The organism is Enterobacter sp. JH25, assembly GCF_021725435.1.
Taxonomy (GTDB): Bacteria; Pseudomonadota; Gammaproteobacteria; order Enterobacterales; family Enterobacteriaceae; genus Enterobacter; species Enterobacter intestinihominis.
In genome coordinates, this window is record NZ_CP091319.1 from 4691331 (window position 1) to 4714601 (window position 23271).

Below are 23271 nucleotides of genomic sequence, written 5' to 3' on the forward strand. Positions count from 1 at the left end.
GACTGGAGCATGCAACTGAATTCCACCGAAATCAGCGAACTGATCAAGCAGCGCATTGCTCAGTTCAGTGTTGTGAGTGAAGCTCACAACGAAGGTACTATTGTTTCTGTAAGTGACGGTGTTATCCGCATCCACGGCCTGGCCGATTGTATGCAGGGTGAGATGATTTCCCTGCCGGGTAACCGTTACGCTATCGCACTGAACCTGGAGCGCGACTCCGTAGGTGCCGTTGTGATGGGTCCATACGCTGACCTTGCCGAAGGCATGAAGGTTAAGTGTACTGGCCGTATTCTGGAAGTGCCGGTTGGCCGTGGCCTGCTGGGTCGCGTTGTTAACACCCTGGGTGCGCCAATCGACGGTAAAGGTCCGGTTGAGCACGATGGTTTCTCTCCAATCGAAGTTATCGCACCAGGCGTTATCGACCGTCAGTCCGTTGATCAGCCAGTGCAGACGGGTTATAAGTCCGTTGATGCCATGATCCCAATCGGTCGTGGTCAGCGTGAACTGATCATCGGTGACCGTCAGACCGGTAAAACCGCGATGGCAATCGACGCCATCATCAACCAGCGTGATTCCGGCATCAAATGTGTGTACGTGGCTATCGGCCAGAAAGCGTCCACCATTTCCAACGTGGTTCGTAAACTGGAAGAGCACGGCGCACTGTCTAACACCATCGTTGTGGTAGCTACCGCGTCTGAATCTGCTGCACTGCAATACCTGGCACCATACGCTGGTTGCGCAATGGGCGAATACTTCCGTGACCGCGGTGAAGATGCGCTGATCGTATACGATGACCTGTCTAAACAGGCTGTTGCTTATCGTCAGGTTTCCCTGCTGCTCCGTCGTCCACCAGGACGTGAAGCATTCCCGGGCGACGTATTCTACCTCCACTCTCGTCTGCTGGAGCGTGCTTCCCGCGTTAACGCGGAATACGTCGAGAACTTCACCAAAGGTGAAGTGAAGGGTAAAACAGGTTCTCTGACCGCTCTGCCGATCATTGAAACCCAGGCGGGTGACGTTTCTGCGTTCGTTCCGACCAACGTAATCTCCATTACCGATGGTCAGATCTTCCTGGAAACCAACCTGTTTAACTCCGGTATTCGTCCGGCGGTTAACCCGGGTATCTCCGTATCCCGTGTGGGTGGTGCTGCTCAGACCAAGATCATCAAGAAACTGTCCGGTGGTATCCGTACCGCGCTGGCACAGTATCGTGAACTGGCTGCGTTCTCTCAGTTCGCATCCGATCTGGACGAAGCAACCCGTAAACAGCTGAGCCACGGTCAGAAAGTGACCGAGCTGCTGAAGCAGAAACAGTACGCGCCAATGTCTGTTGCTCAGCAGGGCCTGGTACTGTTCGCGGCTGAACGCGGTTACCTCGAAGATGTGGAACTGGCGAAAATCGGTAGCTTCGAAGCCGCTCTGCTGGCTTACGTCGACCGTGATCACGCTCCGCTGATGCAAGAGATCAACCAGACCGGTGGCTATAACGACGAAATCGAAGGCAAGCTGAAAGCTATCCTCGATTCCTTCAAAGCAACCCAATCCTGGTAATCGTCCGGCGGCTTGTCTCAGGACAAGCCGTCTGGCATTGAGGAGAAGCTCATGGCCGGCGCAAAAGAGATACGTAGTAAGATCGCAAGCGTCCAGAACACGCAAAAGATCACTAAAGCGATGGAGATGGTCGCCGCTTCCAAAATGCGTAAATCGCAGGATCGCATGGCGGCCAGCCGTCCTTATGCAGAGACCATGCGCAAAGTGATTGGTCACCTTGCAAACGGTAATCTGGAATATAAGCACCCTTACCTGGAAGAACGCGACGTTAAGCGCGTGGGCTACCTGGTGGTGTCGACTGACCGTGGTCTGTGTGGCGGCTTGAACATTAACCTGTTCAAAAAACTGCTGGCGGATATGAAAGGCTGGTCCGATAAAGGCGTTCAGTGCGATCTGGCACTGATTGGCTCTAAAGGCGTCTCTTTCTTTAACTCCGTTGGTGGCAACATTGTCGCTCAGGTGACCGGTATGGGTGATAACCCGTCCCTGTCCGAACTGATCGGCCCGGTTAAAGTGATGTTGCAGGCCTACGATGAAGGCCGTCTGGACAGACTGTACGTTGTCAGCAACAAATTTATTAACACCATGTCTCAGGTGCCTACGCTCACTCAGATGCTGCCGTTACCGGCATCAGAAGATGACGAGCTGAAACAGAAAGCCTGGGATTACCTGTATGAACCCGATCCGAAACCGCTGCTGGATACCCTGCTGCGTCGTTACGTTGAATCTCAGGTTTATCAGGGCGTTGTAGAAAACCTGGCCAGCGAGCAGGCCGCACGAATGGTGGCGATGAAAGCCGCGACCGATAATGGCGGCAGCCTGATTAAAGAGCTGCAGTTGGTTTACAACAAAGCTCGTCAGGCCAGCATTACTCAGGAACTCACCGAGATCGTCTCGGGGGCCGCCGCGGTTTAACCAGGTTTACGAATTACGTAGAGGATTCAAGATGGCTACTGGAAAGATTGTCCAGGTAATCGGCGCCGTGGTGGACGTCGAGTTCCCTCAGGACGCCGTACCACGCGTGTACGACGCGCTTGAGGTACAAAATGGTAACGAGAGCCTGGTGCTGGAAGTTCAGCAGCAGCTCGGCGGCGGTATCGTGCGTACCATCGCCATGGGTTCTTCCGACGGTCTGCGTCGTGGTCTGGAAGTGAAAGACCTTGAGCACCCGATCGAAGTCCCGGTAGGTAAAGCAACACTGGGTCGTATCATGAACGTATTGGGTCAACCAATCGACATGAAAGGCGACATCGGTGAAGAAGAGCGTTGGGCTATCCACCGCGCGGCACCTTCCTACGAAGAGCTGTCCAGCTCTCAGGAACTGCTGGAAACCGGCATCAAAGTTATCGACCTGATGTGCCCGTTCGCGAAGGGCGGTAAAGTTGGTCTGTTTGGTGGTGCGGGTGTAGGTAAAACCGTAAACATGATGGAGCTGATCCGTAACATCGCGATCGAGCACTCCGGTTACTCCGTGTTTGCGGGTGTTGGTGAACGTACTCGTGAGGGTAACGACTTCTACCACGAAATGACCGACTCCAACGTTCTGGATAAAGTATCCCTGGTTTACGGCCAGATGAACGAGCCACCAGGAAACCGTCTGCGCGTTGCGCTGACTGGCCTGACGATGGCTGAGAAGTTCCGTGACGAAGGCCGTGACGTTCTGCTGTTCGTTGATAACATCTACCGTTACACCCTGGCCGGTACTGAAGTATCTGCACTGCTGGGTCGTATGCCTTCAGCGGTAGGTTATCAGCCTACGCTTGCGGAAGAGATGGGTGTTCTTCAGGAACGTATCACCTCTACCAAAACTGGTTCTATCACCTCCGTTCAGGCGGTATACGTACCTGCGGATGACTTGACTGACCCATCTCCAGCCACCACCTTTGCTCACTTAGATGCAACCGTGGTACTGAGCCGTCAGATCGCGTCTCTGGGTATCTACCCGGCCGTTGACCCGCTGGACTCTACCAGCCGTCAGCTGGATCCACTGGTTGTTGGCCAGGAACACTACGACACCGCGCGTGGCGTACAGTCCCTGCTGCAACGTTACCAGGAACTGAAAGACATCATCGCCATCCTGGGTATGGATGAACTGTCTGAAGAAGACAAACTGGTGGTAGCACGTGCGCGTAAGATCCAGCGCTTCCTGTCCCAGCCGTTCTTCGTTGCGGAAGTATTCACCGGTTCTCCAGGTAAATACGTTTCCCTGAAAGACACCATCCGTGGCTTTAAAGGCATCATGGAAGGCGAATACGATCACCTGCCAGAGCAGGCGTTCTACATGGTTGGTTCCATCGAAGAAGCCGTGGAAAAAGCCAAAAAACTTTAACGCCTTAATCGGAGGGTGATATGGCAATGACTTACCACCTGGACGTCGTCAGCGCAGAGCAACAAATGTTCTCTGGTCTGGTCGAGAAAATCCAGGTAACGGGTAGTGAAGGTGAACTGGGTATTTTCCCGGGTCACGCACCGCTGCTCACCGCCATTAAGCCTGGTATGATCCGCATCGTTAAACAGTTCGGTCATGAAGAGTTTATCTATCTGTCCGGCGGCATTCTTGAAGTGCAGCCAGGCAGTGTGACCGTTCTGGCCGATACCGCTATTCGTGGCCAGGATCTCGACGAAGCGCGAGCCCTGGAATCGAAGCGTAAGGCTGAAGAGCACATTAGCAGCTCTCATGGTGACGTGGATTACGCTCAGGCGTCTGCGGAGCTGGCCAAAGCGATCGCGAAACTGCGCGTTATCGAGTTGACCAAAAAAGCGATGTAACACCGGCTTGAAAAGCACAAAAGCCAGTCTGGATCCCAGGCTGGCTTTTTTTTTCGGCCTTAATTCATGATGAAAAAGATGTAGAATTTTAAGCATCAAACGTTTTTACTTCTCACACAAACTACCGTCAGGATGCGTATGTTAAACAGTGCGATGAGCGTGGTGATCCTTGCCGCAGGCAAAGGTACCCGCATGTATTCCGATCTGCCTAAAGTGCTCCACACACTGGCAGGAAAGCCAATGGTGCAGCATGTTATTGATGCAGCTAATGAATTAGGCGCCAGCCAGGTGCATCTGGTTTATGGACATGGCGGCGATCTGCTGAAAAAAACGCTGCGTGACGACAATCTCAACTGGGTGCTACAGGCAGAACAGCTGGGTACGGGTCATGCAATGCAGCAGGCTGCACCCTTCTTCGCTGATGATGAAGACATCCTGATGCTCTACGGCGACGTCCCGCTGATCTCCGTTGAAACCCTCACTCGCCTGCGTGAAGCCAAACCGCAGGGTGGCATTGGGTTGTTAACCGTCGTGCTGGACGATCCAACCGGCTATGGCCGCATTACGCGTGAAAACGGCAAGGTAACCGGGATTGTTGAGCATAAAGATGCCACTGACGAACAGCGTCAGATTCAGGAGATCAACACCGGCATCCTGATTGCGAACGGTGCGGATATGAAGCGCTGGCTGTCCAAACTCAATAATAACAACGCGCAGGGTGAATACTACATCACCGACATCATTGCGATGGCGTACCAGGAAGGGCGTGAGATTGCCGCCGTTCATCCGGCGCGTATCAGCGAAACGGACGGGGTAAACAACCGTCTACAGCTGTCACGCCTGGAGCGTATTTACCAGTCCGAGCAGGCAGAAAAACTGTTGCTGGCGGGCGTTATGCTGCGCGATCCGGCGCGTTTCGATCTGCGTGGCACGCTGACCCACGGGCGCGACGTTGAAATAGATACTAACGTTATCCTGGAAGGTAACGTCACGCTGGGCAACCGCGTCAAAATCGGCACCGGCTGTGTGATTAAAAACAGCGTGATCGGTGACGACTGCGAAATCAGCCCGTACAGCGTGGTAGAAGATGCGCGTCTGGATCCCGCCTGTACCATCGGCCCGTTTGCGCGTCTGCGTCCGGGCGCTGAGCTGCTGGAAGGCGCTCATGTAGGTAACTTCGTGGAAATGAAAAAAGCACGTCTCGGTAAAGGCTCGAAAGCCGGTCATCTGACCTATCTGGGCGATGCGGAAATTGGCGACAACGTAAACATCGGTGCAGGGACGATTACCTGTAACTATGACGGTGCCAATAAGTTTAAAACCATCATCGGTGATGACGTGTTTGTAGGTTCCGATACCCAGCTGGTGGCGCCTGTTACCGTGGGCAAAGGCGTGACCATTGCCGCCGGGACAACCGTTACGCGCGATGTGGCCGAGAACGAGCTGGTGTTAAGCCGCGTTCCGCAGGTCAGCAAGCAGGGCTGGAAACGCCCGGTGAAGAAAAAGTAACGACAATACACACCCCTCACCCTGACCCTCTCCCCATAGGGGAGAGGGGAACTGAATGGTGCGGTTTTCACCCTCTCCCCTATGGGGAGAGGGCTGGGGTGAGGGGATAACATAATCCTCCCCCCACCAGCAGTACCCATAAAAATAACCCCACTCTCTACAAGGCTCGGGGGGCCCGGAAAGGGCAAATACAGGTCAGCGACAACGCATGGCATAACGCCATAATCAGGAAATCTAACTATGTGTGGAATTGTTGGCGCAGTTGCGCAGCGTGATATTGCTGAAATCCTTCTCGAAGGTTTACGTCGTCTGGAATACCGTGGTTATGACTCAGCCGGTCTGGCTGTCGTCGATGCAGAAGGTCATATGACCCGTCTGCGTCGTCTCGGTAAAGTGCAGATGCTGGCCCAGGCGGCGGAGGAACATCCGCTGCACGGTGGCACCGGTATTGCGCATACCCGCTGGGCGACCCACGGTGAGCCATCTGAAGGCAACGCACACCCGCATGTGTCTGAACACATCGTGGTCGTGCATAACGGCATTATCGAAAACCACGAACCGCTGCGTGAAGAACTGAAAGCGCGCGGCTATACCTTCGTCTCTGAAACCGACACCGAAGTGATTGCTCACCTGGTGCACTGGGAGCTGGCAAAGGGCGGTACACTGCGTGATGCGGTGCTGCGCGCTATCCCTCAGCTGCGTGGTGCTTACGGTACGGTGATCATGGATTCCCGCGACCCGTCCACGCTGCTGGCCGCGCGTTCCGGTAGTCCGATGGTGATTGGTCTTGGCATGGGTGAAAACTTTATCGCTTCCGACCAGCTGGCGCTGCTGCCGGTTACCCGTCGCTTTATCTTCCTGGAAGAGGGCGACATTGCCGAGGTGACACGTCGCAGCGTGACCGTATTCGACACGAAAGGCGAGCAGGTTAAGCGCCAGGAAATCGAATCAAACCTGCAATACGACGCGGGCGACAAAGGTGCTTATCGTCACTACATGCAGAAAGAGATCTACGAACAGCCAAACGCCATTAAAAACACCCTGACCGGGCGCATCAGCCATGGTGAAGTGGATCTGAGCGAGCTGGGCGCCAATGCCAACGAAATGCTGAGCAAAGTCGAGCACATTCAGATCGTGGCCTGCGGTACCTCTTACAACTCCGGTATGGTCTCTCGCTACTGGTTTGAATCCCTGGCGGGCGTGCCGTGTGACGTCGAAATCGCATCTGAGTTCCGCTATCGTAAATCCGCTGTGCGCCGTAACAGCCTGATGATCACTCTTTCCCAGTCTGGAGAAACGGCCGATACCCTGGCGGCGCTGCGTCTGTCTAAAGAGTTGGGTTACCTGGGTTCGCTGGCCATCTGTAACGTACCGGGCTCCTCGCTGGTGCGTGAATCCGATCTGGCGCTGATGACTAAAGCGGGCACCGAAATCGGCGTCGCCTCCACCAAAGCGTTTACCACTCAGTTGACCGTTCTGCTGATGCTGGTGGCGAAGCTGGCGCGCCTGAAAGGCGAAGATGCTTCCGTTGAGCATGATATCGTTCACGGTCTCCAGGCGCTGCCGAGCCGTATCGAGCAGATGCTGTCTCAGGACAAACGCATTGAGGCGCTGGCTGAAGATTTCTCTGATAAGCACCACGCTCTGTTCCTGGGTCGTGGCGATCAGTACCCTATCGCGCTGGAAGGCGCGCTGAAGCTGAAAGAGATCTCCTACATCCACGCGGAAGCCTACGCGGCAGGCGAGCTGAAACACGGTCCGCTGGCGCTGATCGACGCGGATATGCCGGTTATCGTGGTGGCACCGAACAACGAACTGCTGGAAAAACTGAAATCTAACATCGAAGAGGTGCGCGCCCGTGGTGGTGTACTGTACGTCTTTGCGGATAAAGATGCCGGTTTTGCCAGCAGCGACAACATGCACATCATCGAGATGCCGCATGTGGAAGAGGTGATTGCGCCGATCTTCTACACCGTACCGCTGCAACTGCTGGCTTACCACGTCGCGCTGATCAAAGGCACCGACGTTGACCAGCCGCGAAATCTGGCGAAGTCCGTTACCGTAGAATAATCCTTCCAGGCTCCGCCATCCGGTGGAGCCTTTTTTTATGACAATCCGTCATTTTCAGCTATTTTATCAGTGTCACATAAAGAAAATATTACTGAAAACAAGCTGTCATAATAATCATTAAGTTTATGATTTATTTATGGATTTTTGCTTAATTTTAAGTGAAATTTTCTTTGTCATAAAACTGTCATATTTCGTACATTTATCTGTCACCTGTTTGTCCTATTTTGCTCATCGTAGCCACTTAAACAATGATTTACGAAATCCTTGCAGGAGACATTATGAAAGTTATGCGTACCACTGTCGCAACTGTTGTCGCCGCGACCTTATCTCTGAGCGCTTTCTCTGCTTTCGCAGCAGCAAGCCTGACTGGCGCTGGTGCAACCTTCCCTGCGCCGGTGTATGCCAAATGGGCGGATACCTACCAGAAAGAGACCGGTAACAAGGTCAACTATCAGGGTATCGGCTCCTCCGGTGGCGTAAAACAAATTACCGCGAATACCGTTGATTTCGGCGCATCCGACGCTCCGCTGTCTGATGAGAAACTGAATCAGGAAGGCCTGTTCCAGTTCCCGACCGTGATCGGCGGCGTTGTGCTGGCTGTTAACATTCCTGGCCTGAAATCAGGCGAGCTGGTGCTGGACGGCAAAACCCTGGGTGATATCTATCTGGGCAAAATCAAAAAATGGGATGACGAAGCCATCACGAAACTGAACCCGGGCGTTAAGCTGCCTTCGCAGAATATCGCGGTGGTTCGTCGTGCTGACGGCTCTGGTACCTCTTTCGTGTTCACCAGCTACCTGGCGAAAGTGAACGAAGAGTGGAAATCTAAAGTCGGTTCCGGCTCTACCGTTAACTGGCCAACCGGTCTGGGCGGTAAAGGCAACGACGGTATCGCTGCCTTCGTACAGCGTCTGCCTGGCTCTATCGGCTATGTAGAGTACGCTTACGCGAAGCAGAACAACCTGGCTTACACCAAACTGGTTTCTGCTGACGGCAAACCGGTTAGCCCGACCGAAGAGAACTTCGCTAACGCCGCAAAAGGCGCTGACTGGAGCAAATCCTTCGCTCAGGACCTGACCAACCAGAAAGGCGACGATGCATGGCCTATCACGTCTACCACCTTCATTCTGGTCCACAAAGAGCAGAAGAAGCCTGAGCAGGGTGCTGAAGTGCTGAAGTTCTTCGACTGGGCATACAAAAACGGCGGCAAACAGGCGAATGACCTGGATTACGCCAGCCTGCCAGACAGCGTGGTTGAGCAGATCCGTGCTGCATGGAAAACCAACGTGAAAGACAGCAGCGGTAAAGCGCTGTACTAACAGGATATTTTTGACGAAGATGGCGGGTGGCGCGCAGCGATCCCGCCCTACGGTTCATCCTGTAGGCCCGGTAAGCGCCAGCGCCACCGGGCATATTCGTAAGACGTCTCATAAAGAAGAGTAATTTATGGCTGCAACCAAGCCTGCATTTAACCCTCCGGGTAAAAAAGGTGACATGATTTTCAGCGCGCTGGTGAAACTGGCTGCGCTGATTGTGCTATTGCTGCTGGGCGGCATTATCGTGTCCCTCATTTTCTCCTCCTGGCCGAGCATTCAAAAATTTGGTTTCGCCTTCCTGTGGACCAAAGAGTGGGATGCGCCGAACGATATTTACGGTGCGCTGGTGCCGATTTACGGCACGCTGGTGACCTCTTTTATCGCTCTGCTGATTGCAGTGCCGGTAAGCTTCGGTATTGCCCTGTTTCTGACGGAGCTGGCGCCGGGCTGGCTGCGACGTCCGCTGGGTATCGCCATTGAACTGCTGGCGGCCATCCCAAGTATCGTTTACGGCATGTGGGGCCTGTTTATCTTTGCTCCGCTGTTTGCGACGTACTTCCAGGAGCCGGTGGGTAATGTTCTCTCCGCCGTTCCGTTTGTGGGGGCCCTGTTCTCTGGCCCGGCATTCGGTATCGGTATTCTGGCGGCTGGCGTGATCCTCGCCATCATGATTATTCCGTACATTGCGGCGGTCATGCGCGATGTCTTCGAACAAACCCCGGTGATGATGAAAGAGTCGGCCTACGGCATCGGCTGCACCACCTGGGAGGTTATCTGGCGCATCGTCCTTCCGTTCACCAAAAATGGGGTGATCGGCGGCATCATGCTGGGCTTAGGCCGCGCGCTGGGTGAAACCATGGCGGTGACCTTTATCATCGGCAACACCTACCAGCTCGACAGCGTGTCGCTCTACATGCCGGGGAACAGTATTACCTCTGCGCTGGCGAACGAATTTGCCGAAGCGGAATCCGGGCTGCACGTCGCAGCGCTGATGGAACTAGGCCTGATCCTGTTTGTTATTACCTTTATTGTGCTGGCTATCTCCAAGCTGATGATTATGCGTCTGGCTAAAAACGAGGGGGCACGCTAATGGCGACTCTCGACATGCAAAACACCGCTCAGCTTGCGGAATCTCGTCGTAAAATGCAGTCAAAGCGCCGGATTAAAAACCGCATTGCGCTGACGCTTTCCATGGCCACGATGGCGTTCGGCCTGTTCTGGCTGATCTGGATCCTGATGTCCACCATCACCCGTGGTATTGATGGAATGTCCCTGGCGCTGTTCACCGAGATGACGCCGCCGCCAAACACGGCGGGTGGTGGTCTGGCAAACGCCCTGGCGGGCAGCGGCCTGCTGATCCTGTGGGCGACCGTTTTCGGTACGCCGTTGGGCATCATGGCGGGTATCTATCTGGCGGAGTATGGCCGCAAGTCCTGGATCGCTGAAGTCATCCGCTTTATTAACGACATTCTGCTTTCTGCCCCGTCGATTGTGGTAGGTCTGTTTGTTTACACCATCGTGGTGGCGCAAATGGAACACTTCTCCGGCTGGGCGGGTGTGATTGCGCTGGCGCTGTTGCAGGTGCCTATCGTTATTCGTACCACTGAAAACATGCTGAAACTGGTGCCGGACAGCCTGCGTGAAGCGGCTTACGCGCTGGGCACGCCGAAATGGAAAATGATTTCGGCGATCACCCTGAAAGCGTCCGTCTCGGGGATCATGACCGGTATCCTGCTGGCTATCGCCCGTATCGCCGGTGAAACCGCACCGCTGCTGTTTACCGCCCTCTCCAACCAGTTCTGGAGTACGGACATGATGCAGCCGATCGCCAACCTGCCGGTGACGATCTTTAAATTTGCGATGAGCCCATTCGCGGAATGGCAGCAGCTGGCCTGGGCCGGGGTGCTGATCATCACCCTTTGCGTACTGTTGCTGAACATTCTGGCGCGCGTCATTTTCGCGAAGCAGAAACACGGTTAAATTTTTACGGCGCGGCACATCGCGGCGCCGAATGAGGAAATGAGTCAATGAGTATGGTTGATACTGCCCCGGGTAAGATTCAGGTTCGTGATTTGAACTTCTACTACGGCAAATTCCATGCCCTGAAGAATATCAACCTGGATATCGCGAAGAACCAGGTCACGGCATTTATCGGTCCGTCTGGCTGTGGTAAATCCACGCTGCTGCGCACCTTTAACAAAATGTATTCGCTCTATCCGGAGCAGCGCGCAGAAGGTGAAATTCTGCTGGACGGTGACAACATCCTGACCAATACCCAGGATATCGCCCTGCTGCGTGCGAAAGTGGGGATGGTGTTCCAGAAACCCACGCCGTTCCCGATGTCGATCTATGACAACATCGCCTTTGGTGTGCGTCTGTTTGAGAAGCTCTCCCGTGCGGATATGGACGAGCGCGTGCAGTGGGCATTGACCAAGGCCGCATTATGGAACGAAACCAAAGATAAACTTCACCAGAGCGGGTACTCTCTCTCCGGTGGTCAGCAGCAGCGTCTGTGCATTGCGCGCGGTATCGCCATTCGCCCGGAAGTCTTGCTGCTGGATGAGCCGTGCTCAGCCCTTGACCCGATCTCAACCGGGCGTATCGAAGAGCTGATCACCGAGCTGAAGCAGGATTACACCGTGGTGATCGTCACTCACAACATGCAGCAGGCTGCCCGTTGTTCTGACCACACGGCGTTTATGTACCTGGGCGAGTTGATTGAGTTCAGCGATACGGACGCGCTGTTCACCCGTCCTGCGAAGAAACAAACCGAAGATTATATTACTGGCCGCTACGGTTGATTTGCCTTAGTGCATGTGGAGAAACCATGGACAACCTCAATCTTAATAAACACATTTCCGGCCAGTTTAACGCAGAGCTGGAAAGCATTCGCACCCAGGTGATGACCATGGGCGGCATGGTCGAGCAGCAGCTTTCTGATGCGATTACGGCAATGCACAACCAGGACAGCGAGCTGGCGAAGCGCGTTATCGAAGGCGATCACAACGTCAATATGATGGAAGTCGCCATCGACGAAGCGTGCGTGCGCATCATTGCCAAGCGTCAGCCAACCGCGAGCGACCTGCGTCTGGTAATGGCGATCATCAAAACTATCGCCGAGCTGGAGCGTATTGGTGACGTGGCGGATAAAATCTGCCGCACCGCGCTGGAGAAATTCTCCCAGCAGCACCAGCCGCTGCTGGTGAGCCTGGAGTCTCTCGGTCGCCACACCGTGCAGATGCTGCACGATGTGCTGGACGCTTTCGCGCGCATGGATCTGGACGAAGCGGTCCGTATCTACCGTGAAGATAAGAAAGTTGACCAGGAATACGAAGGCATAGTGCGTCAGCTAATGACCTACATGATGGAAGATTCCCGTACCATTCCAAGCGTGCTGACCGCGCTGTTCTGCGCGCGCTCAATTGAGCGTATTGGCGACCGCTGCCAGAACATTTGCGAATACATCTTCTACTTCGTGAAGGGACAGGATTTCCGTCACGTGGGCGGCGACGAGCTGGACAAGCTGCTGGCGGGTAAAGATCCGAAAGAGTGATGTGTGTGGCGGGTGGCGCTATTGCTTACCCGCCCTACGATCCTTGTAGGCCGGATAAGCGTTAGCGCCATCCGGCTTTGTTTTTTCAGCGAGTAATATCCCACCCGCGCGCCTTCCACAATTCCGGCAGCTGCGCCAGGTCTGTAAAGGTCGTCACTTTTGGATGATCGATCGGCTTGTTGTGCGGATCGGCGCAGAAGTAAAACACCTCCATCCCCGCATCAATCCCCGACTGCGCGCCCGCAGACGAGTCATCCACCAGGATGCAGTTCTCCACGTTGACGTTCATCGCCTTCGCCGCGTGGAACATCAATGCCGGATCCGGCTTCCAGCGCTGGATATCGTAGCCGCTGAACAGTTTTTCCGGGAAGTGGTGCAACATGTCCAGCTTGCCGAGTGAGTGCTGCATTTTGCTGACCGGGCCGTTAGAGACCACGCAGATCGGCACCGTCATCGCATCCAGCAGCGCGTTAGCGCCGGCGATAACTTCCAGCTCGGCGTCGAAGAGGCGTGCGACCTCGGCGCGGTACACCGGTTCCAGATCCGCTTTCGCCAGATCCACCCCGTGCTCTTCGTTAATGATGTCGATGATCTCGTACAGCTTCACGCCCTTAAAGCGTTTAAACACCTCTTCGAGATCGAGCGTAATGCCAAATTCCTGGAACATGGCGACATACGCGCGGGAACAAATGACCTCACTGTCGACCAGCGTACCGTCACAGTCGAAAAATACCGCTTCAATTCCGGACATGCCTTTCCCTTTTAACAAGTTTAACGTTTACGTACGACAGTTTAACGAGACGCAATCGTTGCCGTATAAGCAAAATCAATGAAAAAAGTATCCCGTAACCGCCACTATTGTCGCATTTTGGTATAGGATAGCGACGAATTTTCCCTCCTTGTTCGGAAATTGATGATGAGTCAACAACACACTACCCAGACATCTGGTCAGGGGCTGCTTGAGCGCGTGTTCAAACTGCGCGAGCACGGCACAACGGCACGCACCGAAGTGATCGCCGGTTTTACTACCTTCCTGACGATGGTCTATATCGTTTTCGTTAACCCGCAAATTCTGGGCGTGGCTGGCATGGACACCAGCGCCGTCTTTGTTACCACCTGTCTGATCGCGGCCCTTGGCAGCATCCTGATGGGCGTTTTCGCTAATCTGCCCGTGGCGCTGGCCCCGGCAATGGGTCTGAATGCGTTCTTTGCGTTCGTGGTGGTTCAGGCGATGGGCCTGCCGTGGCAGGTCGGGATGGGCGCTATTTTCTGGGGCGCGGTCGGCCTGCTGCTGCTGACCATCTTCCGTGTGCGCTACTGGATGATTGCGAACATTCCCGTGAGCCTGCGCGTGGGCATCACCAGCGGTATCGGTCTGTTTATCGGCATGATGGGGCTGAAAAACGCTGGCGTAATCGTGGCGAACCCGGAAACGCTGGTGAGCATTGGTAACCTGACCTCTCACAGCGTGCTGCTGGGCGTGCTGGGCTTCTTTATTATCGCGATCCTGGCGTCGCGTAACATCCACGCTGCGGTGCTGGTCTCTATCATCGTGACCACGCTGCTGGGCTGGATGCTGGGTGACGTGCATTACAGCGGTATTGTCTCTGCGCCACCGAGCGTTTCTACCGTGATTGGTCACGTTGATCTGGCGGGCTCGCTGAACCTGGGTCTGGCCGGAGTGATTTTCTCCTTCATGCTGGTCAACCTGTTTGACTCCTCCGGTACGCTGATTGGCGTGACGGACAAAGCGGGTCTGGCGGACGAGAAAGGCAAATTCCCGCGCATGAAGCAGGCGCTGTATGTGGATAGCATCTCGTCCGTTGCGGGTTCTTTCATCGGCACCTCGTCTGTTACCGCTTACATTGAATCCTCTTCCGGCGTGTCCGTGGGCGGCCGTACTGGCCTGACGGCGGTAGTCGTGGGTCTGCTGTTCCTGCTGGTGATCTTCCTCTCTCCGCTGGCGGGGATGGTGCCACCGTACGCGGCAGCTGGCGCGCTGATCTACGTCGGCGTGCTGATGACCTCGAGCCTGGCGCGCGTGAAGTGGGAAGATCTGACGGAAGCCGTTCCGGCGTTTATTACCGCGGTGATGATGCCGTTCAGCTTCTCGATCACCGAAGGTATCGCGCTGGGCTTTATCTCGTACTGTGTGATGAAGATCGGTACCGGCCGTTTCCGCGAACTCAGCCCGTGCGTGATGATTGTGGCGCTGCTGTTTGTGCTCAAGATTGTGTTTATTGACGCGCACTAAGGTGCGGTTTGTGGTGTCAGGTGGCGCTTCGCTTACCTGACCTACTGACGAGTGTAGGCCCGGTAAGCGCTAGCGCCACCGGGCTTTTTTATCAGGTTTTAACCCGCTTAATATAATCCCCAAACGCAGTCAGCTGACCAGAGAGATGGTCACGCGTACTCTGATCCACCACTTCACCCGTCTGCGGGTCGACTTTGTTCTGAATCACGCCGCCCATAAATTCCGGCTTGTTCATCACCATCGCATCCAGGAACACCAGGATCTGTCGCAGGTGATACTGGCAGCGCGCACCGCCGATGGCGCCCATTGAGCTGGTCTGGATCAGCACCGGTTTGCCTGACAGCGGCTGCTCCGGTAAACGGGATAACCAGTCAATCGCGTTCTTCAGACCCCCCGGAACCGAGTAGTTATATTCTGGCGTTACAATCACTACACCATCAGCCTGACGGATCTGCTCGGCTATCGCCTCCACGCTGTGCGGGAACCCTTCTTCCTGCTGAACGTCAGCATCATAAAGCGGGATGTCGCCAATAGAAGGCAGGGCGCTGATCTCCATTCCCGCAGGCGCCAGCTGTGGCAGCGTGCGCGCTACCATCCCGTTAAACGAACCTTTGCGCAGGCTTCCCAGTAACGTAACAACTTTCAACGTATCAGACATGATTACTCCTGTTTCATCATGATGACCCTGGACGGATCAGCTATGGGTGTATGCTTTTTCTGCCGGTAAACTGGTTAATCGCATCAGGCGCGCGGCGGGCTCGTTGGCGCGCTCAGGTACATCCGGAAGACTACGCCAACCGCGAATACTGTCAAACTCCCAGATTTTCAGCCGTTCGATGGCGGGGCTCACCGCAACGGACCAGATCAGTACGTCCTCAGCGTCGCTGAGCGCCTCTACCAGCGAGGCTTTTGTCGCGCGCAGGCGTCCGGAGCCGGGAAGCAGTTGCAACTGGCTGGCGTCGTCTGATGCCGCGCCGCTCAGTTTACGGATGCTCTGGCGAAGGGTGATGAGCTGCGCTCTGGCTTCAACGGGATCGTTCTGGTTACGTATCCACAGCTTTTCATTGCTGGAGAGCGGGTATTCATCGAGCGCGTTAGCACCATGGAAGCTGCGCGTGATGCGTTGCAGCTCCATATCCAGGCCGCAATCACCTTCAGTCGTCAGCGCGACGCCAACAATGTTGCCGGTATACGCAATGGAAAAATGGGGGAGTGCCGGGTCCGCAAAAACCGGGCGACCTTCTGGCTGGGTGAGTATGTCCGGTAATTCGCTGGTGCCGTACAGCATAAAAAGCAGTTCTGCGAGGAGCGCTCTGGAAGCTAAAAACCGCGTCCTGCGGTGTTCAGGTAGTTTGAGCGCCTCACTGTGACAGGCTGAAGAAATTCTGGCCGATACGAGATGCCCTTCCGTTAATGTTCCTCGTGCAAAGTGCGTAGCCATTTTTCGCTCCCTGATAATGGTCGTAGTCGGTTAAACGGTTACATGATTATCGCTTAACTCAGCTTCTGTTTTAATCAGTAAATAGAAATAAGAGAAGCCTGAGGACCGAACTTTACATTATCTTAGGCAAAAACCTGACCTGGCGCGGTATACAGGGCTTTTATAGTTTCGCGCAGCCAGATAATTTTCGGATTATGGCTGTTCCGCTTATGCCAGATTAGCGTGAAGGGTACGGTCAGCTTTTCTGCCTGCGCCTCATCGATGGGAATGGGAAGGCAGACCAGATTACGCTGGTGGAGTTGATTGTAGTGATGACAGTAGTAGGGCGCAGTGGCAATGTAGTTGTGGTCCGGCTGAGCCGCCATAAACATCGACTGTTCAAAGCCGGGCAGGCTCATGGCGACGTTGCGCTCCCGGCCCATCTCTTTTAGCACTTCATCAAGCGCCCAGGTATCGCTGCGCTCCCAGAAGATGCTGATATGCGGGTAGCGCAGAAACGTCTCAAGGTTCCACGCTTCGTGAAGTGCCGGATGATCTTCTCGCAGATAGACGCACGGACGGTCGCTGAACAGGATTTCGTAGTCAATAAACCACGGCATCAGCTTTAGCAGCTCGCGGGAGCGCGGGTGCGTTTCGCGGCCGGTAAAACCGAGATCGACCTCTCCGCGCGTAATGGCGTCCAGCGAATCATAATCCCACTGGCGCAACTTCACCGTCGCCTGTGGGTAGCGCTCATTCACCTGCTCCAGCAGGGTGTTAAAGCGAATCAGCATCAGCGGCGTTTCGGCGGCGAGCACAAACTTGAGCCCGCCTGGAGAGCTATGGTGGAATTTATCGACGATTTGATTGCCAATCTGCATCCAGTCGGCCAGATCCTGTTCCAGACTCACCGTTAGCGGCGTGGGCAGTAGCCCTAAAGGCGTTTTCACAAACAGCGGATCGTCGAACCAGTCGCGCAGCTTCGCCAGCGATTTACTCACTGCGGACGGCGTCACGTTCATTCGCTTCGCGGCTTTGGTGACGCTGCGCTCCTGCAACAACAACTGCAGGCAAAGTAAAAGATTAAGATCGAGACTGCTGATGGGCTTCTTCATAGTGCGCCGCGGGCTGGATGACCATAAGTAAGGTAATGCAGAGTATGCTACAGCCAATCAGAACCCCGATCAGCATATTCAGCGCGTTAAGGCCGATCACCGCCGCCAGCCAAATCCACAGCGACGAACCGCAGACCTGCGCAATGCCCAGCACCGAGCTTGCCACGCCTGCCCGCAGTGAGAACGGGCCAAGCGCCTGACTCATCGCCACGCCGAAGCCGCCGGAGAATCCGGCGCAGATCAGGGTCATACCCACCAGCATCAGCGCATGTGAGGTGGCGGTCGCCAGAATTACGCCTGCGGCGAGAAACAGCGTCTGTGAAGCGAGCATCAGCGTGCGCTGGCGGAAGATATTGAGCGCAAAGGGCATCGAGAATGAAACCGCCATGCTGACCATCGCATTGAGCGCCATCACCGTCGAATACTCACCGCGATCGAAGCCTATCGTCTCCATCAGTAACACCGGGGAAACGTTTACATAGGTGAGGATCACCGCCACGCTGAGCGTGATGATGGCCAGGCGGCTCAGGAAAAAGCGATTCAGAAGCTTTTCAGCCGGATGAATGGTAGCAGCGTGGTGCGTCTGCTGCGAACCGGGATGGGTCTCTTTCAACACCGTCACGGACAGTATAAAGACGATGGCGCCCATTGTGGCCATAGTCCAGAAAAGGCTCTGCCATGGAAATTTCAGCATGATCAGGTAGCCTACAACCGGTGCCAGCACCGGGATGATGCAGGTAATGCCGTTCAGCATCGACAGCACCCTGGCGCGGCGCTGGGCGCTCAAGGTATCGCGCAGAATGGCGAACGCCACCACGTAACAGCCGCCCGCGCCAATGCCCTGGATAAAGCGCCCTGACAGGAACATTGTGCTTTCCTGAGCCATTGAACACAGTACCGATGCCAGCGTAAAGATAACCGCCCCCGTAATGGCGACGGGTTGACGGCCGGCTCTGTCCGCGATTTTCCCGGCAAATACCATCGACGACGCCATTCCCGCGAGGTAGGCCGAAAACGCGATGTGCAGTTGCGCCTCGCTGGCACCCAGATCGCGGGCAATATGCGGTAGCCCCACCAGATACATATCAATACCGGACGGATACAGCAGAACTAATGCGAAACTACAAAACAGAAAACGAGCCATAAATCCCCCATAGATGCAGGCAAGCAGGATAGGGGGCATGGGGGGATTAAGCGAGTTGCCATTGGGACAATGGTGATTTCCCTGGAGGAAATCACCATGTTCTATCGGGAATTACTTACCAATACAGAAGCTTGAGAAAATTCGTCCAAGCAGATCGTCCGACGTAAACTCCCCGGTGATCTCGCTCAGGTTCTGCTGCGCCAGACGCAGTTCCTCCGCCAGCAGCTCGCCGGCCCAAGCGCCGATCAGCTGGGCTTTGCCCTGCTCAAGGTGGCGAGCCGCCTCTTCCAGCGCCTGCAAGTGACGACGACGCGCCAGGAAGCCGCCCTCCATACTGGTGTCGAAGCCCATGCTCTGTTTGAGATGGTTACGCAGGGCTTCCACGCCTTCCCCGGTACGGGCCGACAGACGAATAAGTGAGTGGCCATTCACATCGCTGATGCCCAGCGTTTCGCCGGTAACGTCGGCCTTATTGCGCACCACGGTGATCGGCAGTTTGGCCGGGAGACGGGCAATAAAGTCTGGCCAGATTTCTGCCGGGTCAACGGCGTCGGTCGTGGTGCCGTCCACCATAAACAGCACGCGGTCGGCCTGCTCGATCTCCTGCCAGGCGCGTTCGATACCGATACGCTCGACTTCATCGCTCGCATCGCGCAGGCCAGCGGTGTCGATGATGTGCAGCGGCATGCCGTCGATATGGATATGCTCGCGCAGGACGTCGCGGGTGGTGCCGGCTATGTCGGTCACGATCGCCGCTTCACGGCCCGCCAGAGCGTTCAGCAGGCTTGATTTCCCGGCGTTGGGGCGACCAGCAATCACCACCTTCATGCCCTCACGCAGCAGGCTGCCCTGGCGCGCTTCGGCGCGAACGGCATCCAGATCGTTCATCACCTGGTTGAGCTGGGCTTCGATTTTGCCGTCAGAAAGGAAGTCAATCTCCTCGTCCGGGAAGTCGATAGCCGCTTCAACATAGATTCGCAGGTGAGTAAGTGCTTCCACAAGGTGATTCACGCGTGCGGAAAATGCCCCTTGCAACGAGTTCAGCGCGGAGCGGGCTGCCTGTTCGGAACTGGCGTCGATCAGGTCGGCAATCGCTTCGGCCTGAGCCAGGTCGAGCTTATCGTTCAGGAAGGCACGCTCGGAGAACTCACCCGGCTTCGCAATGCGCAGGCCAGGCAGGGTCAGAATACGTTTCAACAGCAGGTCGAGGATCACCGGGCCGCCGTGACCCTGAAGCTCCAGCACGTCTTCGCCAGTAAAGGAGTTTGGGCCGGGGAACCACAGCGCAATGCCCTGGTCCAGCGAGGTGCCGTCGGCATCTTTAAATGGCAGATAATCAGCGTAGCGCGGCTTTGGCAGTTTACCCAGCACCGCTTCGGCCACCTCACGCGCCTTCAGGCCGGAGATGCGCAGAATGCCTACACCACCGCGTCCCGGTGGGGTTGCCTGGGCGACGATAGTGTCGTTATGGCTCATGGTTGCTCTCGTTCAATACAAATAAAAAAGGCGGTCAATCGACCGCCCTTATTTTAGCGTTAAGTTACCGAATCAGGACTTTTTCTTTTCGCGGCTATGCAGGCCACGTTTTTCCAGACCACGGTAAATCAGCTGCTGCTGGATGATGGTCACCAGGTTGCTGACGATATAGTACAGCACCAGACCTGACGGGAACCACAGGAAGAACACGGTGAAGATGACCGGCATAAAGGTCATGATCTTCTGCTGCATCGGGTCAGTCACGGTGGTCGGAGACATCTTCTGGATGAAGAACATCGTCACGCCCATCAGGATCGGCAGGATGTAGTACGGGTCCTGTGCGGACAGGTCATGGATCCACAGGGCGAACGGCGCGTGGCGCAGCTCAACGGAACCCATCAGCATGTAGTACAGCGCAAGGAAGATTGGCATCTGAATCAGCAGCGGGAAGCAACCACCCAGTGGGTTCACTTTCTCTGCTTTATACAGGGCCATCATCTCCTGGCTCTGACGCTGTTTGTCATCGCCCAGACGCTCACGCATAGCCTGAATCTTCGGCTGTAGCATACGCATCTTCGCCATGGAGGTGTACTGCGCTTTAGTCAGCGGGTACATGATGCCACGAACGATAAAGGTGATAACGATGATGGAGAAGCCCCAGTTACCCAGGAAGCTGTGGATGAACTTCAGCAGCTTAAACAGCGGCTGAGAGATGAACCACAACCAACCGTAATCAACGGTCAGATCCAGGTGCGGCGCAACGGCAGCCATTTTATCCTGGATTTCCGGGCCGACCCACAGGGTGCTTGCCAGCTTACCGGTTTGACCCGGCTGCACCAGAACCGGCTGAGATTTGTAGCCGATGGCTGCAATACCGTTGCCGAGGTTCGCGGTGTAGAAGTTGTTCGTACCGTCGTTATTCGGTACCCACGCCGTCGCGAAATACTGTTGCAGCATTGCGACCCAACCGCCTTTAGAGCTGACGTTCAGGTTTTCGTTATCGGCAATGGTGTCGAATTTGTATTTCTCGTACTTAGTATCTGGCGTGGAGTAAGCCGCGCCACGGAAGGTATGCAGCGCAAAGTTGCTGCTTCCGGTGTCACGGTGAGACGGCAGATTGATGGACTGCTTCAGCTGACCAAAGGTAGAGATTTCCAGCGGTTTCGCACCGGTGTTCTGTACGCTGTAGCCCACGTTCACCGCATATTCACCGCGTTTCAGGGTGAAGGTTTTGGTGAAGGTGTTGCCTGCCGCGTCGGTGTAGGTCATCGGAATAACCAGTTCGTTCTGGCCATCAGCCAGCACAAAGGTGTCATTCTCGACGTTATACAGTGGACGCGCACCGTTCGCCGGGTTATCCGGGCCATCACGACCGGTCAGGCCGCTCTGTGCCTGGTAGATAAACTCAGGCGTGGTTTCCAGTAACTGGAACGGTTCGGTAGACTTCAGCTCTTTCGGGTAGGTCAACAGCAGCGCCTGCTCAACATCACCACCACGGGTGTTGATAGTCAGCTCAAGCACATCGGTCTTAACCGTAATCTGTTTCCCCTGGCCACTGGCCGGTACGCCCTGGTCGGCGGCGCTACCCGCTGCGGTGGTCGTGGTCTGCGTGGTCTGCTGCTGGGGTTGAGGATTTTTATCCTGCTCCCATGCCTGCCAGATCATGAAAGACACGAACAACAAAGCGATGATAAGAAGATTGCGTTGCGAATCCATCGTTAGTGTTCTCTGGTATCAAAAGGTCCTGGAGGGACGGGGTCGTCTCCACCTGGGTGTAAAGGGTGGCATTTTAATACGCGTTTCACCGTCAACCAACTGCCTTTTATCACTCCAAACCTGCGCAATGCCTCAATTCCGTAGCTTGAGCATGTTGGCGTGAAACGGCAATGTGGCCCGAGTAGCGGACTAATCAGGCGTTGATAGACCCGAATGAGGGCTATCAGGACCCGCGAGCCAGGCGACAGTGGCGGCGCCATAATTTTTCCAACGCTTCCGAGAGAGCACGGTTATCGAGGTCGGCAACCCCTTTTTTAGCCACCACCACGAAATCCATTGAAGGCAGTTCGTGCTGACGTAAACGGAAGCTTTCACGCGTCAGACGTTTAATCCGGTTGCGTTCATGCGCACGCTTAACGTTTTTCTTGGCGACTGTGAGACCGATGCGGGGATGCCCCAGCGAATTTTGGCGGCCGAGGATGGTGATTTGCGGCGTGCCAGCCCGTAGTGGCTGCTGGAAGACGAAAGTGAAATGAGTGGGAGTTAACAAACGTAACTCCCTGGGAAATGCGAGCTTAACCACTCAGGGGTTAGCTTTATTACTTGGAAACGGTCAGACGAGCGCGGCCTTTAGCACGACGACGTGCCAGAACCTGACGACCATTTTTAGTAGCCATACGAGCACGGAAGCCGTGAGAACGGTTGCGCTTCAGTACAGACGGTTGAAAAGTGCGTTTCATGGCGATTTCTACCTAAACTTGAATAAATTCACTGACTTTTGCGTATACCCGAACGAGATTCGAACGACTAACGCCTCAGCGTGGGTGATTAAAGAGGCCGGATTGTAATAATTGTACACTCCGGAGTCAATTCTCTTTCCTTAAATCCCTGCGTATTTCCGCACGATTTCGCGTGGAAAATGAGCAACGAACGACGCAGGAAGATGAGCATCACGCGCCGGGTCGAGGATTATACGGGCTCGCCAACAAAGCGCAAGGATCATCCTGGATCTTCGTTAGATCATTTAAGCCCAAAATTGTCTGTGCTCATTAAATTTTCCAATATGCGGCCTAAATCGCGAGGCACTCGCGTCAGGATCGTTTACACTTACCCGATTCCGGATCTTCCTGTGGATAAATCGGGAAGAATCTGTGAGAAACAGAAGATCTCTGGCTCAGTTTAGGCTATGATCCGCGGTCCTGATCGGGATCCAGCGATCCTGGCCGGACATAAACACAACATCGTTCAGGCTGTATCAACGATAGCGTGTATAACCGCAGATAGCGGTTCGCACATCACCCTGATGGGGTCATGTCGATGTGCGCCAACAATCATGAATATTCAATAGTTTTCTTTTATTGTTCGAGTGGAGTCCGCC

At 55.0% G+C, this 23271-nt stretch carries 22 protein-coding genes; 12 read left to right on the forward strand and 10 right to left on the reverse strand.

Annotated features, from left to right (window positions below; genetic code table 11):
* The first annotated feature begins 9 nt into the window (after positions 1 to 9).
* From atpA to phoU, 11 genes are all read left to right on the forward strand, one after another.
* The gene (gene atpA, locus L2Y28_RS22490) at positions 10 to 1551 is read left to right on the forward strand and encodes a F0F1 ATP synthase subunit alpha (RefSeq protein WP_006808751.1); all 1542 of its coding nucleotides are present in this window, start codon (positions 10 to 12) and stop codon (positions 1549 to 1551) included.
* A gap of 51 nt (positions 1552 to 1602) precedes the next feature.
* Positions 1603 to 2466 carry a F0F1 ATP synthase subunit gamma gene (gene atpG, locus L2Y28_RS22495; protein WP_003862364.1) on the forward strand — a complete coding sequence of 288 codons (864 nt, stop codon included), beginning with the start codon at positions 1603 to 1605 and terminating at the stop codon, positions 2464 to 2466.
* Between the two features lie 31 nt (positions 2467 to 2497).
* The gene (gene atpD, locus L2Y28_RS22500) at positions 2498 to 3880 is read left to right on the forward strand and encodes a F0F1 ATP synthase subunit beta (RefSeq protein ID WP_003862362.1); all 1383 of its coding nucleotides are present in this window, start codon (positions 2498 to 2500) and stop codon (positions 3878 to 3880) included.
* A gap of 20 nt (positions 3881 to 3900) precedes the next feature.
* Positions 3901 to 4320, forward strand: coding sequence for a F0F1 ATP synthase subunit epsilon (locus L2Y28_RS22505; protein ID WP_006177560.1), 420 nt, complete (start codon positions 3901 to 3903; stop codon positions 4318 to 4320).
* Between the two features lie 138 nt (positions 4321 to 4458).
* Positions 4459 to 5829, forward strand: coding sequence for a bifunctional UDP-N-acetylglucosamine diphosphorylase/glucosamine-1-phosphate N-acetyltransferase GlmU (gene glmU / locus L2Y28_RS22510; protein WP_022649874.1), 1371 nt, complete (start codon positions 4459 to 4461; stop codon positions 5827 to 5829).
* A gap of 240 nt (positions 5830 to 6069) precedes the next feature.
* Positions 6070 to 7899 (forward strand): glutamine--fructose-6-phosphate transaminase (isomerizing), encoded by a 1830-nt coding sequence (gene glmS / locus L2Y28_RS22515; RefSeq protein ID WP_022649875.1) that lies wholly within the window; start codon positions 6070 to 6072, stop codon positions 7897 to 7899.
* 278 nt (positions 7900 to 8177) lie between these two features.
* Positions 8178 to 9218, forward strand: a complete 1041-nt coding sequence (pstS, locus tag L2Y28_RS22520; protein WP_022649876.1) for a phosphate ABC transporter substrate-binding protein PstS — start codon at positions 8178 to 8180, stop codon at positions 9216 to 9218.
* Between the two features lie 127 nt (positions 9219 to 9345).
* Positions 9346 to 10305 (forward strand): phosphate ABC transporter permease PstC, encoded by a 960-nt coding sequence (gene pstC, locus L2Y28_RS22525; protein WP_022649877.1) that lies wholly within the window; start codon positions 9346 to 9348, stop codon positions 10303 to 10305.
* On the forward strand, positions 10305 to 11195 hold the full coding sequence (pstA, locus tag L2Y28_RS22530; protein WP_022649878.1) for a phosphate ABC transporter permease PstA: 891 nt from the start codon (positions 10305 to 10307) through the stop codon (positions 11193 to 11195). The genes pstC and pstA overlap by 1 nt, the downstream gene beginning before the upstream one ends.
* Before the next feature lie 47 nt (positions 11196 to 11242).
* Positions 11243 to 12016 carry a phosphate ABC transporter ATP-binding protein PstB gene (gene pstB, locus L2Y28_RS22535; RefSeq protein ID WP_003861154.1) on the forward strand — a complete coding sequence of 258 codons (774 nt, stop codon included), beginning with the start codon at positions 11243 to 11245 and terminating at the stop codon, positions 12014 to 12016.
* Positions 12017 to 12042: 26 nt separating this feature from the next.
* The gene (gene phoU, locus L2Y28_RS22540; RefSeq protein WP_003861153.1) at positions 12043 to 12768 is read left to right on the forward strand and encodes a phosphate signaling complex protein PhoU; all 726 of its coding nucleotides are present in this window, start codon (positions 12043 to 12045) and stop codon (positions 12766 to 12768) included.
* An 85-nt stretch (positions 12769 to 12853) separates the two neighbouring features.
* On the opposite strand, the gene yieH is transcribed toward phoU, so the two are convergent.
* A complete protein-coding gene (gene yieH / locus L2Y28_RS22545) occupies positions 12854 to 13519 on the reverse strand; it encodes a 6-phosphogluconate phosphatase (RefSeq protein WP_022649879.1) in 666 nt (221 codons plus the stop codon).
* Positions 13520 to 13684: 165 nt separating this feature from the next.
* Between yieH and adeP the strand changes: the two genes are divergently transcribed.
* The gene (adeP, locus tag L2Y28_RS22550; RefSeq protein ID WP_139152660.1) at positions 13685 to 15022 is read left to right on the forward strand and encodes an adenine permease AdeP; all 1338 of its coding nucleotides are present in this window, start codon (positions 13685 to 13687) and stop codon (positions 15020 to 15022) included.
* Positions 15023 to 15113: 91 nt separating this feature from the next.
* Here adeP and L2Y28_RS22555 read toward each other — a convergent pair whose 3' ends face one another.
* The 9 genes from L2Y28_RS22555 to rpmH all read right to left on the reverse strand — a co-directional run bounded on the left by L2Y28_RS22555 (position 15114) and on the right by rpmH (position 22633).
* Entirely contained in the window at positions 15114 to 15680 is a 567-nt protein-coding gene (locus L2Y28_RS22555) for an NADPH-dependent FMN reductase (RefSeq protein WP_022649881.1), read from the reverse strand.
* 36 nt (positions 15681 to 15716) lie between these two features.
* Complete coding sequence (locus L2Y28_RS22560) at positions 15717 to 16463, reverse strand: 4'-phosphopantetheinyl transferase superfamily protein (RefSeq protein ID WP_022649882.1); 747 nt, start codon at positions 16461 to 16463, stop codon at positions 15717 to 15719.
* Positions 16464 to 16585: 122 nt separating this feature from the next.
* Positions 16586 to 17557, reverse strand: a complete 972-nt coding sequence (gene yidZ, locus L2Y28_RS22565; RefSeq protein ID WP_022649883.1) for an HTH-type transcriptional regulator YidZ — start codon at positions 17555 to 17557, stop codon at positions 16586 to 16588.
* Entirely contained in the window at positions 17526 to 18701 is a 1176-nt protein-coding gene (locus tag L2Y28_RS22570; protein WP_032622027.1) for an MFS transporter, read from the reverse strand. The genes yidZ and L2Y28_RS22570 overlap by 32 nt, the downstream gene beginning before the upstream one ends.
* 111 nt (positions 18702 to 18812) lie before the next feature.
* Complete coding sequence (gene mnmE / locus L2Y28_RS22575) at positions 18813 to 20177, reverse strand: tRNA uridine-5-carboxymethylaminomethyl(34) synthesis GTPase MnmE (RefSeq protein WP_022649885.1); 1365 nt, start codon at positions 20175 to 20177, stop codon at positions 18813 to 18815.
* Positions 20178 to 20249: 72 nt separating this feature from the next.
* Positions 20250 to 21893, reverse strand: coding sequence for a membrane protein insertase YidC (yidC, locus tag L2Y28_RS22580; RefSeq protein ID WP_023298949.1), 1644 nt, complete (start codon positions 21891 to 21893; stop codon positions 20250 to 20252).
* A gap of 2 nt (positions 21894 to 21895) precedes the next feature.
* Positions 21896 to 22153 (reverse strand): membrane protein insertion efficiency factor YidD, encoded by a 258-nt coding sequence (yidD, locus tag L2Y28_RS22585; protein WP_001307474.1) that lies wholly within the window; start codon positions 22151 to 22153, stop codon positions 21896 to 21898.
* Complete coding sequence (gene rnpA / locus L2Y28_RS22590) at positions 22117 to 22476, reverse strand: ribonuclease P protein component (protein ID WP_006808764.1); 360 nt, start codon at positions 22474 to 22476, stop codon at positions 22117 to 22119. Before rnpA ends, yidD begins: the two co-directional genes overlap by 37 nt.
* Before the next feature lie 16 nt (positions 22477 to 22492).
* Positions 22493 to 22633 (reverse strand): 50S ribosomal protein L34, encoded by a 141-nt coding sequence (rpmH, locus tag L2Y28_RS22595; RefSeq protein WP_000831330.1) that lies wholly within the window; start codon positions 22631 to 22633, stop codon positions 22493 to 22495.
* Positions 22634 to 23271: the final 638 nt, after the last annotated feature.

What these genes read in the sequence shown, in the direction of transcription:
- atpA (WP_006808751.1), top strand. Translation starts at nt 10, where the DNA reads ATGCAACTGAATTCCACCGAAATCAGCGAACTGATCAAGCAGCGCATT.
- phoU (WP_003861153.1), top strand. Translation starts at nt 12,043, where the DNA reads ATGGACAACCTCAATCTTAATAAACACATTTCCGGCCAGTTTAACGCA.
- glmU (WP_022649874.1), top strand. Translation starts at nt 4,459, where the DNA reads ATGTTAAACAGTGCGATGAGCGTGGTGATCCTTGCCGCAGGCAAAGGT.
- pstB (WP_003861154.1), top strand. Translation starts at nt 11,243, where the DNA reads ATGAGTATGGTTGATACTGCCCCGGGTAAGATTCAGGTTCGTGATTTG.
- L2Y28_RS22570 (WP_032622027.1), bottom strand. Translation starts at nt 18,701, where the DNA reads ATGGCTCGTTTTCTGTTTTGTAGTTTCGCATTAGTTCTGCTGTATCCG.
- pstS (WP_022649876.1), top strand. Translation starts at nt 8,178, where the DNA reads ATGAAAGTTATGCGTACCACTGTCGCAACTGTTGTCGCCGCGACCTTA.
- yidD (WP_001307474.1), bottom strand. Translation starts at nt 22,153, where the DNA reads ATGGCGCCGCCACTGTCGCCTGGCTCGCGGGTCCTGATAGCCCTCATT.
- yieH (WP_022649879.1), bottom strand. Translation starts at nt 13,519, where the DNA reads ATGTCCGGAATTGAAGCGGTATTTTTCGACTGTGACGGTACGCTGGTC.
- yidC (WP_023298949.1), bottom strand. Translation starts at nt 21,893, where the DNA reads ATGGATTCGCAACGCAATCTTCTTATCATCGCTTTGTTGTTCGTGTCT.
- atpG (WP_003862364.1), top strand. Translation starts at nt 1,603, where the DNA reads ATGGCCGGCGCAAAAGAGATACGTAGTAAGATCGCAAGCGTCCAGAAC.
- yidZ (WP_022649883.1), bottom strand. Translation starts at nt 17,557, where the DNA reads ATGAAGAAGCCCATCAGCAGTCTCGATCTTAATCTTTTACTTTGCCTG.
- mnmE (WP_022649885.1), bottom strand. Translation starts at nt 20,177, where the DNA reads ATGAGCCATAACGACACTATCGTCGCCCAGGCAACCCCACCGGGACGC.
- adeP (WP_139152660.1), top strand. Translation starts at nt 13,685, where the DNA reads ATGAGTCAACAACACACTACCCAGACATCTGGTCAGGGGCTGCTTGAG.
- pstA (WP_022649878.1), top strand. Translation starts at nt 10,305, where the DNA reads ATGGCGACTCTCGACATGCAAAACACCGCTCAGCTTGCGGAATCTCGT.
- L2Y28_RS22555 (WP_022649881.1), bottom strand. Translation starts at nt 15,680, where the DNA reads ATGTCTGATACGTTGAAAGTTGTTACGTTACTGGGAAGCCTGCGCAAA.
- L2Y28_RS22560 (WP_022649882.1), bottom strand. Translation starts at nt 16,463, where the DNA reads ATGGCTACGCACTTTGCACGAGGAACATTAACGGAAGGGCATCTCGTA.
- pstC (WP_022649877.1), top strand. Translation starts at nt 9,346, where the DNA reads ATGGCTGCAACCAAGCCTGCATTTAACCCTCCGGGTAAAAAAGGTGAC.
- atpD (WP_003862362.1), top strand. Translation starts at nt 2,498, where the DNA reads ATGGCTACTGGAAAGATTGTCCAGGTAATCGGCGCCGTGGTGGACGTC.
- L2Y28_RS22505 (WP_006177560.1), top strand. Translation starts at nt 3,901, where the DNA reads ATGGCAATGACTTACCACCTGGACGTCGTCAGCGCAGAGCAACAAATG.
- rpmH (WP_000831330.1), bottom strand. Translation starts at nt 22,633, where the DNA reads ATGAAACGCACTTTTCAACCGTCTGTACTGAAGCGCAACCGTTCTCAC.
- glmS (WP_022649875.1), top strand. Translation starts at nt 6,070, where the DNA reads ATGTGTGGAATTGTTGGCGCAGTTGCGCAGCGTGATATTGCTGAAATC.